Genomic DNA, 17,155 nt, shown 5'->3' on the forward strand with positions numbered 1-17,155 from the left:
CCTTTCGCCTGGAAACGCTCCAGCGATCCTTGTTAGCGATCCTTGCGGTTGGCGGTAAGCTGCTCCTTGAGCGCCGCCAGCTTGGCAAACGGCGAGTTGGGGTCGATCGGACGGTCGCGTTCGCGCGGCGGTGCGCTGGTCGCGAACTGCCGGTGCGAGGGCCCGCCATCGGGGCGCTTGTCGCGTCCGCCCTTGTCGCGCCCGCCCCCGAACTTGCCCTTGTGCTTGTCTTCCCTGCCCTTGTCCCTGCCCTGAAAACGCTCGCGCGGCGGACGACCCTTGTCCTCGCGCACTTCGCGAACCGGCGCGCCATCGGCGGCGGCGGCCGTCACGCCTTCGGCCGGCGCATCGGTGCGGGGTTTGCGGAATTCATTGTTGCGCTCGCGCCGTCCGCGCCGGTGCCGCTCGTGCTTTGCGGCGTCGCCGGCCTCCCCGGCAGCGGCAGGCGCCTCGCCTTCCTTCGCACGCTCGTGATGGCGATGACGGCTGCGATCATGACGCGGCCGGCGCTCTTCCGGCCGGCCGCCGGGCCGCCAGACCTCGACCAATTCGGGCGCCGCCACCGCTTCGGGCGCGGCCGTCGCGGCGTCCGCATCCGCCACTGCGGCGTCGCTGGCGACGACCGTCTCTGCTGTTGCTTCAGAGCTGATCTGTGGCTGCGGCGCTTCGGGCGCTGGAGTCTCTCCCGAAGCCACCGGCTCCGGCGGGACTTCGGCAGATTCGGCTTCCACCGCGGCCGGTTCATCGGCCGTTGTCGGCGGTGAAAATTCGACCTCCGGCAACAACGTCACCGAGGGCGCTGGCGCGGGTGTGGTAGCGTCGGAAGCGGACGGAGCAGCGGCGGTAGCGCCCGCGACATTATCGTTATCGGCCGCAACCGGCGTATCGGCGGCAACCACGTTCGCGGTCGCACCTGCGGCCTCCACCGCTGCCGCCTCCGACAGCGTTTCCGACGCAGCTTCCGCCGGCGCTTCCTCCACAGCCGTTTCAACCACGACCGGCGCCGGTTTCGGCGGCGGCGGCGGACGACGCTCCATGCGATAGCCGATCGCACGCAGGATCGAGGCAAAGTCCTCGCCGGCCGAACCGGTCAGCGAGGTCATCGCCTGGGTGACCGTGAAGCCGCGGCCGTCGAACGCGCCGGCAGGCTTTTCGCCGGGCGAGGTTTCGCGCCATGCCAAAGCCGGACGAATCAGATCGGCGAGGCGCTCGAGAATATCGACCCGCACCGCGCGTTCACCGCATTGCCGATAGCCCAGCACGCGATAGGCGTCGCGCTCGAGCAGCTTGTCGACCGGGAACGAGGTGCGGCCGCTGCCGGCAAGATGCTGCGCCCCCGATAGCGCCGACATGTCGACATTGTCCTGCTTCTGCGCCCACAGCAGCGAGGCCAGCGCGCGCGCCGCCGGCTTCAGCAGCGCCGGAAGGTAGATGTGGTAGGCGCCGAAGCGGACGCCGTATTTGCGCAGCAAGGCCCGCGACGGCTGGTCGAGATCCTTCATCTCGGCCGCGATCCTGGAACGCTCGATCACCCCGAGCGCCTCGATCAGCTGAAACGCGATGCCGCGCGCGATCCCGGTGATGTCTTCGGCCTTGGCCAGATCGAACAGCGGGCTCAGCAGCTTTTCGATATGCGTCTTCAGCCACAGCTCGAGCCGCGTCTGCACCGCCTCGCGCGGCGCGCCGTTCAGGCGCTCGTCGGAGATGATGCGGATGCGCGGACGCAGCACGTCGTCGGAGGCAACCAGCTTTGCGACGGCATCGCCGGTCCAGCGCAGCGTGCCGTCGGAGGCCAGCACGAACTGCTCGTCGGGTGCGGCGGACAGTTTCTCGGCGCGCGCGTCGATTTCGCCGGCGAGCGCTTTTTGCGCGGTCGCCTGCAACGCCTTGGCGTCGGAGCCGGCCTCCGCCGCGTCGGGTGCAAAGGTGAATCCGTCGAGCCGGCCGATTACATGGCCTTCTACGATCACTTCGCCGGTCTTGCCGATTTCCGTATTCAACATCGTGTTTTCCCGCAAACGGCGCATCAATACACTGGTACGGCGATCAACGAAACGCTCCGTGAGCCGTTCATGGAGCGCATCCGACAATTTATTTTCAACTTCTCGCGCGATTCCCTGCCAATGCTCGGGATCGGCCAGCCAGTCCGGGCGATTGGCCACGAACGTCCAGGTGCGGATTTGGGCGATCCGGCTCGATAGCGTGTCGATATCGCCGTCGCTGCGGTCCGCCTGCTCGACCTGGGCGGCAAACCATGCGTCGGGAATCCAGCCCTTGCGCATGAGAAACCCGAACAGCGTGGTCACCAGCTCGGCATGCGCCGCAGGCGCAATCTTGCGGTAATCCGGAATCTGGCAGGCGTCCCACAGCCGTTCGACCGCGGCCGCGCCATGCGCCATCTCGCGCACATCGGCGTCGCGCGCGGCGTGATCAAGCACGCGCAAATCTTCCGCGATCGGCGCGCGGGTGAGCGATTCGTGGCCAGGCGTCAGCGCCAGCGAGACCTGCAGCGCGCCGAGCGAGGAAAAATCCAGCTTCGAATTGCGCCATTGCAGGACTTTCACGCTGTCGAAGGTGTGATTTTGCAGCGCATTGACCAGTTCGGGCTCGAACGGCGCGCAGCGGCCGGTGGTGCCGAAGGTGCCGTCGCGGGTGGCACGCCCGGCGCGGCCGGCAATCTGCGCGAATTCGGCCGGGTTGAGGCGGCGAAACTGATAGCCGTCGTATTTGCGGTCGGAGGCGAACGCGACGTGATCGACGTCGAGATTGAGCCCCATGCCCACCGCATCGGTCGCAACCAGATAATCGACGTCGCCGGACTGGAACATCGCCACCTGGGCGTTGCGGGTGCGCGGCGACAGCGATCCCAGCACTACCGCCGCGCCGCCATGCTGGCGGCGGATCAACTCCGCGATCGCATAGACCTCATCGGCCGAAAACGCGACGATCGCGGTGCGCCGCGGCTGGCGGGTGATCTTGCGGTCGCCGGCGAATTCAAGTTGCGACAGCCGCGGCCGCGTGACGATGTTGGCGCCGGGCAATAATCGCTCGATGATCGGACGCATGGTGGCGGCGCCGAGCAGCAGCGTTTCGTCGCGGCCGCGCCGATGCAGGATGCGATCGGTGAAGACGTGGCCGCGCTCCAGATCAGCCGCGATCTGGATTTCATCGACGGCGAGAAACGACACGTCGAGATCCCTGGGCATCGCCTCCACGGTGGAGACCCAGAACCGCGGCTTCGGCGGTTTTATCTTTTCTTCGCCGGTAATCAGCGCGACGGAATCCGCACCCGCGCGGGCGGCGATCTTGTTGTAGACCTCGCGCGCCAACAGCCGCAGCGGCAGACCGATCACCCCGGAGGAATGCGCGAGCATCCGCTCGATCGCGAGATGGGTCTTGCCGGTATTGGTCGGCCCGAGCACGGCGGTAACGCCTGAGCCGGGAGCCCGTTCGTTGGCGAACGAAGAAGAGAAAGCCATATTTACGGGTGTTTCTTTTATTGTTGGCGCCTTTCGTCATTGCGAGCCAACGCCCGATGACAAGCTCCACGAAGCAATCCATTGGGCAACTAGCAAGAATGGATTGCTTCGTCGCTTCGCTCCTCGCAATGACGGGAAAACCCTCAACTCATTTGTCGTTTGGCACCATTTGCGCCGACTGTGTTTCACGCCGACTGTGTTTCACGCCGACTGTGTTTCACAATGCGACGCATGTAAGGTCGCGGCTTAAGCTCTGGAACGAGTCCGGAACGAATCGCGCCCGAATCGGTGACTCCCATGCTCTCCGGCTTCGTTCACCGCAACATCTCGCGTTGACGCTTTGTGGCGGCACTAGATCAAGTTTGGCGCGGCTCGACAAGAGACGGTTTATCGGTGAAATCCTTAACCGTGGCGCGACCTCGGAGTCGAATCAGAAAGCCCAAGGAGTCAACAGGATTCATCGCCGCCTTCCCGCTTAGTTTCACCAAGCCCTCGTCCTCCTGGCCAAGCGAGCCCCCGGCAGCGCACTTGCGCTGTCCGGTGCGAGCGCGCGCCGGGACCCATACCGCGTAACCTATCGGTAGGGTCAAGTGGCTGACGCTTGCTTCAACAATTGACGCCTGTGTTTATGGGTCCCCGCTCTTCGGCGGGGACGACGCGCAAATAAAATCTCCGTTCCAGCAATCATTGCGTCTTGTCATTTTGTCATTGCGTCTTGGCGACACGCGGCGGCATCGCCTGCGTGATGAATTGCGTGGCCTCCAGCATCGCGGGGCCGAGCGGCGTCGGGATTTTCAGCCAGAACGGCACCAGGATGCGGGTGCCCGCGACCGGCACAAAGGCGATTTCGATGCTGCGCTGGGCGGCAAGGTATTTGATCACCGGGCGATCTGGGATGTAGCCGGCGACCGGCGAGAAATACACCGCGCAGACCACCGCCGGGCCATGATAGCCCTTTTCCGCCTTCACGGTTTCCATGCGCTTGAAGTCGAGCTTGAGATCGTAGCGCATGCGGCCGTCGAAGATCGCCGTGGCGGTGCGGCAGGCCTCGGGGCTGAGCGGATCCGCGGTGCCCGGCACCCGCAGCATCGATCCCGTCATCGGGTCGAAGACGCCGCGGCGATGCGCCTCGGTGACGGGAACGCGGTTGGCGTCGACCGGTGGTTCCGGCTCGATCGCGAATTCCTTGATGGTGCCGTTCGCCAGGACCATGCGGATGGCTTCGGTTTTCTTCGAGGCCGTCGTGCTTGCGGAATAATTCGTCGCCACCGGCGCGCCGTTGACGACGCGGCCCTGGGCGGCGCCGGTGCCGGAGCCGCCGGCGAACGCTTTCAAAAGTCCCGAGGTGCCGCCGGAGGCCGACGCCGAAAACTGATCGTCCGATATATCGATGGTCCAGGCGCCCTTGCCGACGGGGATGCCCGCCAGCGTCGCCTCATAATGCGCATCCAGCCTGCCCTGCGCGAAGCCGGCCTCCGGCGCGAGCAGCACGAAAGCGCCGGCGCACAGGCCTCCGAACCCCGCTTGGGCAAGCCGGGACGAGATGAAGCGGAGCGTGGTCACGGATCGGCGGTCCTGCGTTGCGCGCGTATAGCGTGTCATCTAGGCAAACATATCCCGCAAACAACGCGTATTCCGCAAAAGCATGCCCTCGGACTTGGTCCGGGGGCACCGGCTTTGTTAAAGCACCGGTTTTGTCAAAAGACCGGTTTTGCCAAAAGAACGCGCGCCCTGAAAACCGCGCGCCTTTTAAGCAAATCCGTAACTTACGCCGGTATAAGCGCGCAAGCTCTGATGTCGGCGGCGAATACGCCCTTTATATGATGGGCATATGATGGGCGCAGGGGCGATGGCGGGAGGGGCCGGAACGCCCCGCGAAACCGGCTTTTCCGCGATCCGTGCGGCGCGCGTGTTCCGCACCAGCAGGCCCTCGACGTTGATCGGGGCGGGAACCGGCTTTGCGGGTCGGAATACGCTCAAAACCGTTGATTGAGGGCATTTTTCCGGACCTTGCGGAAAGGTGCTCTGGTCGCAAAACCTTGACGCCCTGCCGCTCTGCCCCTATACGTCCGTCGCTCCCTAGGATGCACGTGATTTTGAACCCCCGATGGACCGATCCCGGGGATGAAGAGGATTTCGTAAGATGTCGCGGCGCTGCGAACTGACGGCCAAAGGCCCGCAAGTGGGCCACAAGGTGAGCCACTCCAATATCAAGACCAAGCGCCGGTTCCTGCCGAACCTGTGCAACGTCACCTTCATTTCCGACGCGCTGGGCCGCAACGTGCGCCTGCGCGTTTCGACCAACGCCATCAAGAGCGTCGACCACCGCGGCGGCTTCGATGCCTTCATGCTGAAAGCCAAGGCCACCGAACTCTCGCCCCGCGCGCTCGATCTGAAGCGCGCGATCGAGAAGAAGCGAGCCGCGGCGGCGCCGGAGAAGAAGGCGGGCTGATTCAGCGAAGCTGATCTGGCAACGACATTCGCACGGAAATTTTGAACAGCCGGGTCTTTCGACCCGGCTGTTTTTTAATTCGTCTGCAGGTCCGCTTTGATTCAAATCGGACATAGCCGACTTCGAAGGACTAGAGCCTCCTCATACGGTGGTTCGATTCCTCTTCACCAAACGGTACGATTGGCGAAACTCCTGCCGGTGAATAAGCATGACCGACGATCTTGCTGGCGATCGAATACTCGCTATGATCGCGTCAACGAGGAATTCAACTAAGGGGGACTTGTTGGCCGTCAACGTCAGCAAACTAAGGGAAATCGCTGCCCAGCGTGACCGGTATCAAACTCAGCTAAATCGCCTCAAGAAACTCGACAAACAGACGTCGTGCATCGAAGCCGCGGTTTCGAGTGCGGGCGAGACTTTGCAAGCGGGGACAAACTCCTTCGTTATTTACGGCGAACCGCAAAGCGGAAAGACCGAAATGATGATCTGTCTTACCGCCAAGCTGCTTGACGACGGACACCGCGTTATCATTCACCTGCTTAACGATAGCGTACAATTGCTCCAGCAAAACCTGGATCGCTTTCAGCGATCTAACCTCTCGCCAGCGGCCCGCAATTTCTCCGACGTCATCGACCCCGATTATTCCTTTTCTACTGGGTTTCACGTCGTCTTTTGCAAGAAGAACGCAAGCGACCTCACCAAGCTGAACCAAAAATTGGAGAAGGTTCGAAAAAAGGTCATCATTGACGACGAGGCCGATTTTGCTACGCCCAACGCGCTGATCAACAAAGGGGACGTTACCCGCATCAATGCGCTTATCAAGCAGCTGATAAGTCACGACGGCATCTACATTGGCGTACACGCACGAACTCGATAAGATTGCAGCCAATCTCTACGGAGCTGAGCAGGCCGGCCGAATACTTGGTTATATCGTCAGAAACTGCGATCAGACCACGACGATCATAATGAACAGCGAAAGGGATAAGAACGTCGATTTTAAGTCGGCTACCTCACCGGCAGCCATGTTCACGTTCATTATTGGCGGCAATATAGTTTCGCGCGGAGTCACGTTCGATAACTTGCTCTCCATGTTCTTCACTCGGGACTCGAAACACAAGATACAACAAGATACGTATGTCCAGCGCGCACGTATGTTTGGGTCGCGTAGAAAGCATCTTTCTCATTTTGAGCTGACGATTCCCGAACAATTGTACCTTGACTGGCAACGTTGCTTCGTTTTTCACAAGCTTGCCCTCGAGGCAATTAAAACGAAGAAAGGATCTCCCGTCTGGCTCGCAGATCAACGCATTGCGGCCGTGGCATCCAGTAGCATCGACAAAGCAAATGTGCTGCTGGACAAGGGTGAGATGTCTTTTCCGATTTTCGATTATTCTCCTGAGGTTGAACAGATAATCAATGAAAGTAACGACCCGCTCGCTTGCCTTAAGCGATTGCAGACCCTGATCGGAAGCGACTCTCTGCCTGACTATTTAATCCGCTATGTCCAGCGCATCCTTCCCAATGGACCCAGCTCTATAGCGTTTCACCCTTCCAGTACCATCGAGAACATGAAGGACGCCGACAAAGTCAAGATCGAACGAACCAAGGGCCTATTCGGACAGGTCAGACGCGAGTTTCCAGACGCCGTGCACCATTTCAAGGTTTTCTTCAATGACAAAGGCAAAGCACGAGTGATCTACAAGTTCAACGGCAACATCAGCTTTGTGAAGAATGTAAAAAATGCTGGATGATTACGAATTTTACCAAGGCGCCGTCCTCCGACGGCTGGCTATAGAGAGTGACTACTCGATTTCGTTTCGGCCGTTTGTGCGCGAAGGGCGCATCAACGCCTTCGTGGTGAACGGCAGAGTTGGCGTTTATGTCAAACATTCTTCAAAGAGAATGTCGCCATGGCGATTCTCGTTCAATATCGATCAAGCGGCCGACCTTCTCGACCTGGAGCACAAATTTCCCGATTCATTTGTGGTGTTCGTGTGCGGAACCGACGGCCTTGTCACGCTATCTTTTGCCGACCTACATACCATAGTGGGTTTTCAAGAAAGCGAAAATGCTTGGGTAAGCGTTTCGCGGCCGCCGCGCGCGCAATACGACCTCGCCGGAAATAGGGGCGAGATGAAATACAAGGTCTCTAGAGGAATAGGCTTAATTCCCGAAACTTTGAGAGCGCGCGTGCGAGAGCGACATGCGGCCGTCTAGCGCAACAAATTCTGACGCGCTTGAGCAGTATCGGACCTATCCTTTCTCTGCGCGCAAGGCTCGCGACTTTTGATCTCGTTTTAACATCGCCCCCGTACCTGAACGCGATCGACTACATGCGATGCAGCAAATTTTCGTTGGTTTGGATGGGCTATACAGTTGGAGAGTTGGGCGGCATTCGGACTGGAAGTGTTGGCACTGAAAGCGGCGATCAGGATGCCTACGAGAACAAAGACATTCGAGAAATTATAGCCGACTTGAAGCTTAGCCCTAAGCTTTCTGCGCGCAACGAAGCGATACTTGCTCACTATATCGAGGATATGCGCAGCTCCGTGGAAGAGGCGGCGCGTGTACTTTGTCCTGGAGGTAAGGCCGTGTACGTAGTCGGCGAAAACACTGTTCGTGGCACGTTCATTGCGAACGCTAAAATTGTATCGGCTGTTGCGGAGCGGTCGGGACTTACGATCGAGAGTAGACGTGCACGCACTCTTCCGGCCAATCGTCGTTATCTTCCTCCACCGTCAACTCGCAATGGGCCTGAGGCCTTGGACGGACGCATGCGCCGCGAGGTGATCCTGTCGTTTTCAAAGTCCGGATAGTCGGCGCGCGCAATGTAGAAGGCCTGCGAGTTCCGCGTCAGCATGGCAGTTCGCCACGGGCGGGATGCGGTAAGCGCGCATAGCGTCAGCGAGCCACGTGATTGCCTGACGGGCAAATCAGGCCGATCTGCCAATTTCCTGTCCAGCCCCGTTTGCAAAAATATTCCGCTTCCCGTTTCACCCAAATCACATCTAGAACCCTGGCCGTCTCGCGCCCTCAGAGGGGCGTTTCGCGATCGTCACGGACGTAGGGCGCGGGATGCGGTGGACGCGGCAGCGTTGGGCGCGCAAAGTAATCGCAGGGCGGGTGATGAGCCCGTGAGCGATCAAACGGCGAGCTGACGAACGGCGCTGACGCGGACGGTTAAGCCGTGTGGTCCTGGCACCCGTTGCTGGTGTTAAATCCGCGGAGGCGAAGTCGGCCCGACCGGGCGCAGACAAGCCTTCATCCGCGGATGACGGTGACAAGACGAATTCGTCGCCGGGGAGAGCACGAAATACGCCGTTAAAACCATTGCGCAGGGAATGCCGGGTGATTTCCGGCGTGACCGTGGTGACTACCGTGTGCTTACTACCATTGCACACGGGCTGCGGGCGCACCGGGCGCCCGGCATTCCCTGCGCCATCTGATTTCGAAGGCGCGACGTTGACGGCAAAACTCGCGTGGATGCGCGGCGAGATCGCGAAGCTGTGTCTGGCATTGACGTCATTGCGAGGAGCGGAAGCGACGAAGCAATCCAGCTTCTGTTCGCGGTAACTATGGATTGCTTCGCTTGCGCTCGCAATGACAGCGCCATCCATCCGTCGTCCCCGCGAACGCGGGGACCCATAACCACCATCGTTTGTTGGAGCAGAAGCCGTTAGCCACCGCGCCAAAACTGCGAGGCCGCGGCGTATGGGTCCCCGCGTCCCGTGCGCAATTGCGCACTAGGCGGGGACGACGGCGAGCGATTAGGCTCGCAAGCCCAACCCTCATTTCGCTTCCCGGATTGCGCCGCGCACTTCTTCCCGGATTGCGCGGAGCCTGTCATCGGGCGCGCATTTCGCGCGACCCGTTGGCTCCATCCGGGCTACGCTCGGTACGCGGCGACCCACCCAACAGCGAGGAAACACCCATGAAGCGACTGATGATCCTGAACGGTCCGAACCTCAATCTTCTGGGAGTGCGGGAGCCGCATATCTACGGGACGACCACGCTGGCGCAGATCAGGGAAGGCTGCGAGCAGCAGGCGGCGCAACTCGGGCTCACGCTTTCCTTTCATCAGTCGAACCATGAAGGCGAGTTGGTCGACCTGATCCAGTCGGCACGGCAGAGCGCGGACGCCATCATCATCAACCCGGCCGGCTATTCCTTCACCTCGATCGCGATCCTCGATGCCATCAAGGCGTTCGAGGGGCCGGTGCTCGAAGTGCACATTTCCAATATCCACGCGCGCGACGAATATCACCGGCATTCCAAGATTTCGTCGGTCGCATCAGGCGTGATCTGCGGATTGGGACCTTACGGCTATATCGCGGCGATGCACGCGCTGGCCCAGATGGCGAAAAAATCCTGATCGCGCTTCGCCGCGACCCGAATGTCGTGTCAGACAACTATTCGAAATGCAGTCAACAACATTGGATCGCTCTTTTCGTCATTGCGAGGAGCGGAAGCGACGAAGCGATCCAGTGACGTCAGCGAACCCCTGACAAAGCCGAGGGCTGCTTGCTCTAGCCGAGGAACCGAAGTCTAGACTTGCCGAAGCCATCCGCCATCGCCCGCGCCCGGAAGCGGGCCCGCTCGGACGTCATCTCCAGGCAGTGCCGCAAATCGGCGCCGCTTTGCCTGATCTGGTCCAGCAGTTCGCGGCGCGCGACAGGGGTGACCGAGGGGTCCGCGAGCTGCCGCCAAGCGACCCGCTGCAATTCCTTCAGCGCCTCGATGTTACGATCCAGGATATCAGGCTTAGTCATGGGTTCGGCCCGCCAGGCTTCTTCAGATACGCGCCCCGCTTCAAGTGCGATGACGAATCCTAATAAATCCTTAACGCCGAGCCGGAGTTGACGGCCGTCATAAACCGGGACGGCAGGTTTCAGACCTCATCCTGAGAGGAGCTTGCGAAGCAAGCGTCTCGAAGGATGGACGCAACGCAGGGACTCGCGGCCATCCTTCGAGACGCGCGCAAGGGCGCGCTCCTCCAGCGATAACGGCGAAGCCGTTACGCAGGGATGAGGTGATGAGGTTCTGTAAACGCTCATGGTGGCCCCCAATCGGACATTGGGCGGCGCACCGACCTGACTGGATGGAGTTCGGTTGAATGAAAAAAGCCCGCGCGGATGTCAGGCGGCATCATCTTCACGTCGTCCCGGCGAACGCCGGGACCCATACGCCGCGGCCTCAATGGTTAGAAGATGGAGCTAGCTGCCTTTGCGACCACAAACGCCGGTGGGTATGGGTCCCGGCGTTCGCCGGAACGACAGCTTGGTTTTGCCCCATGCCGCGTGCCAGCGGTTTACGCACCCTAATCCAGCTTCACGACTGCCTCGTTCACGACCTTGCGCCAGCGCGTGACTTCCGCGGACACCATGGTCGCGAACGCGGGGCCCGTCACGTTGGGGACGTCGGAGCCGTTGCGCTCCCAGGTTTCCTTGATCATGGCCGTCTGCAAGGCCGTCTGCATTTCCTTGATCATGCGTTCGACGATCTCCGGCGGCGTGTTCTTCGGTGCGAACAGGCCGTACCAGGTCGACACTTCATAACCGGGCAGGCCGGCTTCCGCCGCGGTGGGAAGATCGGGGAACGCCGCCACCCGCTTGGGCGCGGCGACCGCGAGCGCGCGCAACTGCCCGGCCCTGACCGGCGCCGCCGACGAGCCGAGCCCGTCGAACACGACCGGCACGTGGCCGGCGATGAGGTCCTGCATCGCGGGCCCGGCGCCGCGATAGGGGACGTGCTGGATGTTGGTCTTGGTGAGGATCTTGAACAGCTCGCCGGCGAGATGATGCGTGGTGCCGGCACCGGCGGAGCCGTAGTTCAATTTGCCCGGGTTGGCGCGGGCGTAGGCGATGAACTCGGCCAGGGTCTTGGCGGCGACCTTGTCGGGATTGACCACGACCACCTGCGGCGGCCGCGCGATCAGCGCCACCGCGACAAAATCCTTCTCGAAGTCGTAGTCGAGGTTGGGATAGAGCGACGGCGCAATGGCGTGATGCGCCGCGCCGACAAAGAAGGTGTAGCCGTCCGGAGCGGCCTTGGACGCCATCGAGGCGCCCACCGTGCCGCCGGCGCCGGCGCGATTTTCGATCAGCACGCGCTTTCCGAGCTGGGTGTCGAGCTGGGCCGCGAGCGGGCGGGCAAAGGCATCGGTGCCGCCGCCGGCCGCGAACGGCACCACGAAGGTGATCGGCTTCTGCGGCCATGCTTCGGCTTGAGCCTGGGCCTGGCCGGCCATGACGGCAATGCCCGCCAGAACTGTAAACAGGGCGTACCGAATGACTGTTGGCTTCACGATTCTTGGCTTAACGACACTTGGCTTCACGGCATTTTCCTCCCGGGTATCACGTCCGCTCGTGGGCGGCGCCTGTTCTTTTTGCCGCACGATTCCGGGTGGCTGACTCGGAATGAAGTAGGCAGCGAATGTCTTTAGGGTATGCAACTAAGTGTATGCAAGATGCCACATGATCCAGCAAACGCGCCATCCGGACAAGGGCCGAAAACCGGGGCGTATGGTCGCTAGCCGCCTGTTCCCGGCGCCTAGCCCCGCTTCCAGCTGTCGTCACCCGCCACCGGGTCGGCGCATAGCGCCGCCCGATGACAGGCTCCAGCGGGTGACCCAGTATTCCAGAGGCGTCAGTGAAGGAATCGAAAGGCCGCGGCGTACTGGATACCCCGCTTTCGCGGGGTATGACGACTGGGTGTGGAGCGGCGATCGACACGATTGCGCAGATGGCGAAAAAGGCCTGATCGACGCTCCTCGCAATAACGATCGGAGTAGCCCCTCACCTTGTCCCGAACGTGGTCGCGCCGAACAGCGCCTTTTGCGTCGAGGGCTGCGAGCGCCAATATTGCGGCGGGGCCTCGACCTCGCCGCCGAGTTCGGCCGCGGCGTGCCAGCCCCAGCGCGGATCGTAGAGCATGGCGCGCGCCAGCGCGACCATGTCGGCCTTGCCGGATGCAATGATGTCTTCGGCGTGCCGCGCCTCGGTGATCAGGCCGACCGCCATGGTGGCGACACCGGTTGCCTCCTTGATCGCTTTCGCGAACGGCACCTGATAGCCGGGGCCAAGCGGAATCTTCTGCAGCGGCGACACGCCGCCGGACGATGCGTCGATCCAGTCGACGCCGCGCTTTTTCAGCTCCTGAGCAAATTCTATGGCTTGCCGAAGGTCCCAGCCGCCCTCGACCCAGTCGGTCGCGGACACCTTGATGCCGACGGGCTTATGATCCGGAAACACCGCCCGGATCGCATCGAACACTTCCAGCGGGAAGCGCATGCGGTTCTGCAGGCTCCCGCCATATTGGTCGGTGCGCTTGTTGGAGATCGGCGACAGAAACTGGTGCAGGAGATAGCCGTGCGCGCAGTGCAGCTCGAGGGCGTCGATGCCGAGCCGGTCGGCGCGTTTCGCCGCCGCGACGAAAGCCTCTGCCACGCGCGCCAGCCCCAGCGTATCGAGCGCCAGCGGAGCAGCCTCGCCCTCCTTGTGCGGCACCGCGGAAGGCCCCTCCGGCTGCCAGCCGCCCTCGGAGGTTGGGATCAGCTGTCCGCCCTCCCACGGCCGGTGACTGGATGCCTTGCGGCCGGCGTGGGCGAGCTGCATCGCGACCGCGATCCTGGCGCGCTTACGCACCGACGCCATGATCGGCTTCAGCGCCGCTTCGGTAGCGTCGTTCCACAACCCGAGGCAGCCCGGCGTGATGCGGCCGATCGCCTCTACCGCCGTCGCCTCGATGCAGAACATCGCCGCCCCCGACAGCGCGAGATTGCCGATATGCACGAAGTGCCAGTCATTGGCCTCGCCGTTCTCGGCCGAATACTGGCACATCGGCGCCACCATGATGCGGTTGGGGAGCGCGAGGCCGCGCAGCTTGATCGGAGAAAACAGGGCGCTCATGGGGATTTCCGGGTGGGAGGGAAGCTCGCGGTCGGAATAATTTATGTGCCGCTGCGGCGATTACCAACTCCCGGGTCAGCGAATTTCGCCGATATCGAGCAACGATGCGATGGCGGCGCCGTGGGCCGGCCGAAGGCCGGACCCGTTGGCCTGGCCGGGACGACAAGCTATTCCACCACCGTGAACTGCAGCAAGAGCGTGCGCTGGAGCATCGAGAAATTGTCGTCGGAAACCAACGTCAGCACGGTATCGCCCTCCGGCGTAATGTGCGCGTCGATGCCTTCCATGTTGTCGATCTCGTGGCCCAAATCCGCATCGAAGATCGCGGCGCCATCGACCACGGCACCCGGCGCCAGCGATCTGAGCGGGATGCTTCGGATGCGGATGCCGACGCCCGAGACCCACGAAAACTTCCGCTCCAGCACCAGGAGTTCGCCCGAGGGCAGCAGCACCGCGTCGCTGATGTCGAAATTTTTGCTGCGGCGGATACTGAACTCACCGGGCGATGGACCGCCGATCAGAAATCCGATCAGGTTGCCGTTGGCATCGAGGCCGCGCTCCGAAAGCGCGACCAGCGTGCCGGCGAGCGGCAGGCCCTTGGGCACCATCACCAGCGCCTCAATGCCCTTGTTGCGCGGCAGCTTGCGCAACGCCGGCGGCACCGGGATCACCTCGCCGCGCGAGCGCGTAAAGCCCTTGCTGAAGTCGAAGCGAAGCACCTGATTGACGCGCTCAAGGCCAATATAGACCAGCGAACCGTCGAGCGCGATCGATTCGGAATCGTACCAGCCGCGCGCGATGATCGGCTTGCCGTCGGGCCCGAGCAAGGGGGCGGCCTCGACGTCGTCAAGCCCGGTCATCTCGCGTCCCTGATAGCGGATGCGGCCGGTGAACCAGCTGCCCTTGTCGCTGATCGAGATGAAGCGCTCGCCTTTGGCGTCGAGCCGCAATCCGGACAGGCCGCCGAAGCCCGGAAAGCGCGAGGTCAGAACCAGGCCGCTGCGATATTCCAGCGACCCGAACCGCACCTGCGCGCGGTCGCGCGGCTCAAAGGAGGGAATCGGCCGGGCATTGACCTCGATCGAGACCGGCACGGCGGCCGAGAATTCGTCCGACGGGATCGTCTTCGGCGGCGCCTGGGTTGCAAGCTGCGCCCGCGCGATATCCGGCAGCGCCATCGCCGAAAGTCCCGCCGCCGTGGATTTCAGGAAATTCCTGCGGCTGAGATGCGGCGGCTCATTCCTCATGGTGAGCAGGCGCGCTTGCGCCGTCGCGAACCGCGAGGCCACGCCGCTCATCCTTCGAGACGCGGCGAAGACGCCGCTCCTCAGGGTGAGGTAATCCGTGGCCGCTGTCGGTCATTTGGTTTTCAAAAATGCTCTAGGCAAAAATACTTTAGGAATGCAGCCTGCGTCGGCGGCCGGACGCGGCAGGCGGCGCGCCGTGGGTCTCGCTGAACAGCTCGGCGAGCTTCTCGGTGATGGCGCCGCCGAGTTCTTCGGCGTCGACGATCGTGACCGCGCGGCGATAGTAGCGCGTGACGTCGTGACCGATGCCGATCGCGATCAGCTCGACCGGCGAGCGGGTCTCGATTTCCTCGATGATGTGGCGCAGGTGGCGCTCCAGGTAATTGCCGGGATTGACCGACAGCGTGGAGTCATCGACCGGCGCGCCGTCGGAAATCATCATCAGGATCTTGCGCTGCTCGGAGCGCCCGAGCAACCGCTTGTGCGCCCAGTCGAGCGCCTCGCCGTCGATATTTTCCTTGAGCAGGCCCTCGCGCATCATCAGCCCGAGATTCTTGCGCGACCGCCGCCACGGCGCGTCGGCGGACTTGTAGATGATGTGGCGCAGGTCGTTGAGACGGCCGGGATTCGCCGGCTTGCCCGCGGCAAGCCACGCCTCGCGAGATTGCCCGCCCTTCCACGCCCGCGTGGTGAAGCCGAGGATTTCCACCTTGACGCCGCAGCGCTCCAGCGTCCGCGCCAGAATATCGGCGCAGGTGGCGGCAACCGTAATCGGTCGCCCGCGCATCGAGCCGGAATTGTCCAGAAGCAGCGTCACCACGGTATCGCGGAAGGTGGCCTCCTTCTCGTGCATGAACGACAGCGGGTGATAGGGATCAGTCACCACGCGCGACAGCCGCGCCGGATCGAGAATGCCTTCCTCGAGATCGAACTCCCAGGCGCGGTTTTGCTGCGCCATCAACCGGCGCTGCAAGCGGTTGGCCAGCCGCGCGACAATGCCTTGCAGATGCGCGAGCTGCTTGTCGAGATAGCTGCGCAGGCGCTCCAGCTCGTCGTGGTCGCAAAGATCTTCCGCCGCGATCACCTCGTCGAATTTCGGCGCGAAGGCATGATATTCCGGCCCGCGCGGCTCGTTGGCGCCGCGCGCATTCGGCCGCGTCGCCTCGCCCGGCGTCTCGTCGTCGCCGAGTTCGCCGTCGTCGAAGGTGTCGCTGGTGGAGGCCTGCGCGCTCTCCATCGCGCTTTCCGATATTTCGTCGGTCGAGGCCTGCGCCTGGTCGGCACTCATTTCCTGCGCCGCGTCGCTGTCAGGCGAGCCTTCAGCACCGGACTGGTCGTTCTCGCCGTCGCGGTTGTCGTCCTGGTTTTCGTCTTCATCGGCCTCGGCATTGCGGTCGTCGCCCAGCTCGAGCGCGGACAACAGATCATGCACCGCGTCGCCGAATCTCACCTGATCCTCGGCCAGCCGATCCAGCCGGTCGAGCCGGGTCCCGATCTTGTCTTCCAGCAGCGGACGCCACAGGTCGACCATCTTGCGGGCGGCTGCCGGTGGCGCGAGCCCGGTCAGGCGCTCGCGCACCAGCATCGCCAGCGCGTCCGACAAGGGCGCATCGGCGCGGTCGGTGATCTCGTCGAACTTGCCGCGATGGAAGTGATCGTCGAGCATCGCGGTGAGGTTTTTCGCGACGCCGGCCATGCGCCGCGAACCGAGCGCCTCGACCCGGGCCTGCTCGACCGCCTCGAACACGCCGCGCGCCTGCGGATTTCCCGGCATCAACTTGCGGTGAACTTTCGGATCGTGGCAGGCGAGTTTCAGCGCAACCGAATCGGCGTGGCCGCGCACGATCGCCGCATCTCGCCGCGTCATCTTGCGCGCCGGCTCCGGCAGCCGCGCCTTGCCCGGCGACAGGCCGGGGCGTTCGGCCGCGAACGTCACTTCAAGCTCCGGCCTTTTCGCGATCGCGCGCAGGCAGGCGGTCACTGCGCGCTTGAACGGCTCGGTCGGCGCTTCCTTCGATCCGGTGCGGAATTTGGTGTTCGACGTCGTCATCGTGGCCCTATCAACTTCCC

The 17,155-nt window shown here is 62.7% G+C and carries 14 protein-coding genes; 6 read left to right on the top strand and 8 right to left on the bottom strand.

Annotation, left to right across the window (positions count from 1 at the left end; all coding sequences use genetic code 11):
- Positions 1–32: 32 nt before the first annotated feature.
- A complete protein-coding gene (locus N554_RS0119820) occupies positions 33–3,479 on the bottom strand; it encodes a helicase-related protein (RefSeq protein WP_029585063.1) in 3,447 nt (1,148 codons plus the stop codon).
- A 705-nt stretch (positions 3,480–4,184) separates the two neighbouring features.
- Positions 4,185–5,081 (bottom strand): DUF3108 domain-containing protein, encoded by an 897-nt coding sequence (locus N554_RS0119825; protein ID WP_081851331.1) that lies wholly within the window; start codon positions 5,079–5,081, stop codon positions 4,185–4,187.
- A gap of 541 nt (positions 5,082–5,622) precedes the next feature.
- Between N554_RS0119825 and rpmB the strand changes: the two genes are divergently transcribed.
- The 5 genes from rpmB (at position 5,623) to N554_RS0119850 (ending at position 8,747) form a co-directional block, all read left to right on the top strand.
- On the top strand, positions 5,623–5,931 hold the full coding sequence (rpmB, locus tag N554_RS0119835) for a 50S ribosomal protein L28 (RefSeq protein ID WP_029585065.1): 309 nt from the start codon (positions 5,623–5,625) through the stop codon (positions 5,929–5,931).
- Between the two features lie 208 nt (positions 5,932–6,139).
- Positions 6,140–6,808: a DEAD/DEAH box helicase family protein gene (locus N554_RS42145; protein WP_051677594.1), complete on the top strand. Its 669-nt coding sequence runs from the start codon at positions 6,140–6,142 to the stop codon at positions 6,806–6,808.
- Positions 6,783–7,682, top strand: a complete 900-nt coding sequence (locus N554_RS42150; protein ID WP_051677595.1) for a Z1 domain-containing protein — start codon at positions 6,783–6,785, stop codon at positions 7,680–7,682. The genes N554_RS42145 and N554_RS42150 overlap by 26 nt, the downstream gene beginning before the upstream one ends.
- The gene (locus N554_RS0119845) at positions 7,672–8,148 is read left to right on the top strand and encodes a hypothetical protein (RefSeq protein ID WP_029585066.1); all 477 of its coding nucleotides are present in this window, start codon (positions 7,672–7,674) and stop codon (positions 8,146–8,148) included. Before N554_RS42150 ends, N554_RS0119845 begins: the two co-directional genes overlap by 11 nt.
- 146 nt (positions 8,149–8,294) lie before the next feature.
- The gene (locus tag N554_RS0119850; RefSeq protein ID WP_051677596.1) at positions 8,295–8,747 is read left to right on the top strand and encodes a class I SAM-dependent methyltransferase; all 453 of its coding nucleotides are present in this window, start codon (positions 8,295–8,297) and stop codon (positions 8,745–8,747) included.
- Positions 8,748–8,939: 192 nt separating this feature from the next.
- Here N554_RS0119850 and N554_RS40140 read toward each other — a convergent pair whose 3' ends face one another.
- Complete coding sequence (locus tag N554_RS40140) at positions 8,940–9,548, bottom strand: hypothetical protein (protein ID WP_156042005.1); 609 nt, start codon at positions 9,546–9,548, stop codon at positions 8,940–8,942.
- Between the two features lie 314 nt (positions 9,549–9,862).
- Here N554_RS40140 and aroQ point away from each other — a divergent pair, with 314 nt between their 5' ends.
- On the top strand, positions 9,863–10,303 hold the full coding sequence (aroQ, locus tag N554_RS0119855; RefSeq protein ID WP_029585068.1) for a type II 3-dehydroquinate dehydratase: 441 nt from the start codon (positions 9,863–9,865) through the stop codon (positions 10,301–10,303).
- Between the two features lie 154 nt (positions 10,304–10,457).
- Here the strand turns inward: aroQ and N554_RS36145 are convergent, their stop codons facing one another.
- From N554_RS36145 to cobT, 5 genes are all read right to left on the bottom strand, one after another.
- On the bottom strand, positions 10,458–10,700 hold the full coding sequence (locus N554_RS36145; protein WP_036053694.1) for a hypothetical protein: 243 nt from the start codon (positions 10,698–10,700) through the stop codon (positions 10,458–10,460).
- A 548-nt stretch (positions 10,701–11,248) separates the two neighbouring features.
- The gene (locus N554_RS0119865) at positions 11,249–12,178 is read right to left on the bottom strand and encodes a Bug family tripartite tricarboxylate transporter substrate binding protein (RefSeq protein ID WP_081851332.1); all 930 of its coding nucleotides are present in this window, start codon (positions 12,176–12,178) and stop codon (positions 11,249–11,251) included.
- Positions 12,179–12,725: 547 nt separating this feature from the next.
- Positions 12,726–13,838 carry an NADH:flavin oxidoreductase/NADH oxidase gene (locus N554_RS0119870; protein ID WP_029585070.1) on the bottom strand — a complete coding sequence of 371 codons (1,113 nt, stop codon included), beginning with the start codon at positions 13,836–13,838 and terminating at the stop codon, positions 12,726–12,728.
- 167 nt (positions 13,839–14,005) lie between these two features.
- Positions 14,006–15,085, bottom strand: coding sequence for an esterase-like activity of phytase family protein (locus N554_RS0119875; RefSeq protein WP_029585071.1), 1,080 nt, complete (start codon positions 15,083–15,085; stop codon positions 14,006–14,008).
- 148 nt (positions 15,086–15,233) lie between these two features.
- Complete coding sequence (cobT, locus tag N554_RS0119880) at positions 15,234–17,135, bottom strand: cobaltochelatase subunit CobT (protein WP_029585072.1); 1,902 nt, start codon at positions 17,133–17,135, stop codon at positions 15,234–15,236.
- Positions 17,136–17,155 lie beyond the last annotated feature (20 nt).

The sequence above is a fragment of the Bradyrhizobium sp. URHD0069 genome, from assembly GCF_000701345.1.
In the GTDB taxonomy this organism is placed as follows: Bacteria; Pseudomonadota; Alphaproteobacteria; order Rhizobiales; family Xanthobacteraceae; genus Bradyrhizobium.

Coding starts and splice junctions, on each gene's coding strand:
- N554_RS0119820 (WP_029585063.1), bottom strand. CDS start 3,479: ATGGCTTTCTCTTCTTCGTTCGCCAACGAACGGGCTCCCGGCTCAGGC.
- N554_RS0119825 (WP_081851331.1), bottom strand. CDS start 5,081: ATGACACGCTATACGCGCGCAACGCAGGACCGCCGATCCGTGACCACG.
- rpmB (WP_029585065.1), top strand. CDS start 5,623: ATGTCGCGGCGCTGCGAACTGACGGCCAAAGGCCCGCAAGTGGGCCAC.
- N554_RS42145 (WP_051677594.1), top strand. CDS start 6,140: ATGACCGACGATCTTGCTGGCGATCGAATACTCGCTATGATCGCGTCA.
- N554_RS0119845 (WP_029585066.1), top strand. CDS start 7,672: ATGCTGGATGATTACGAATTTTACCAAGGCGCCGTCCTCCGACGGCTG.
- N554_RS0119850 (WP_051677596.1), top strand. CDS start 8,295: ATGGGCTATACAGTTGGAGAGTTGGGCGGCATTCGGACTGGAAGTGTT.
- N554_RS40140 (WP_156042005.1), bottom strand. CDS start 9,548: ATGGATGGCGCTGTCATTGCGAGCGCAAGCGAAGCAATCCATAGTTAC.
- aroQ (WP_029585068.1), top strand. CDS start 9,863: ATGAAGCGACTGATGATCCTGAACGGTCCGAACCTCAATCTTCTGGGA.
- N554_RS36145 (WP_036053694.1), bottom strand. CDS start 10,700: ATGACTAAGCCTGATATCCTGGATCGTAACATCGAGGCGCTGAAGGAA.
- N554_RS0119865 (WP_081851332.1), bottom strand. CDS start 12,178: ATGGCCGGCCAGGCCCAGGCTCAAGCCGAAGCATGGCCGCAGAAGCCG.
- N554_RS0119870 (WP_029585070.1), bottom strand. CDS start 13,838: ATGAGCGCCCTGTTTTCTCCGATCAAGCTGCGCGGCCTCGCGCTCCCC.
- N554_RS0119875 (WP_029585071.1), bottom strand. CDS start 15,085: ATGAGGAATGAGCCGCCGCATCTCAGCCGCAGGAATTTCCTGAAATCC.
- cobT (WP_029585072.1), bottom strand. CDS start 17,135: ATGACGACGTCGAACACCAAATTCCGCACCGGATCGAAGGAAGCGCCG.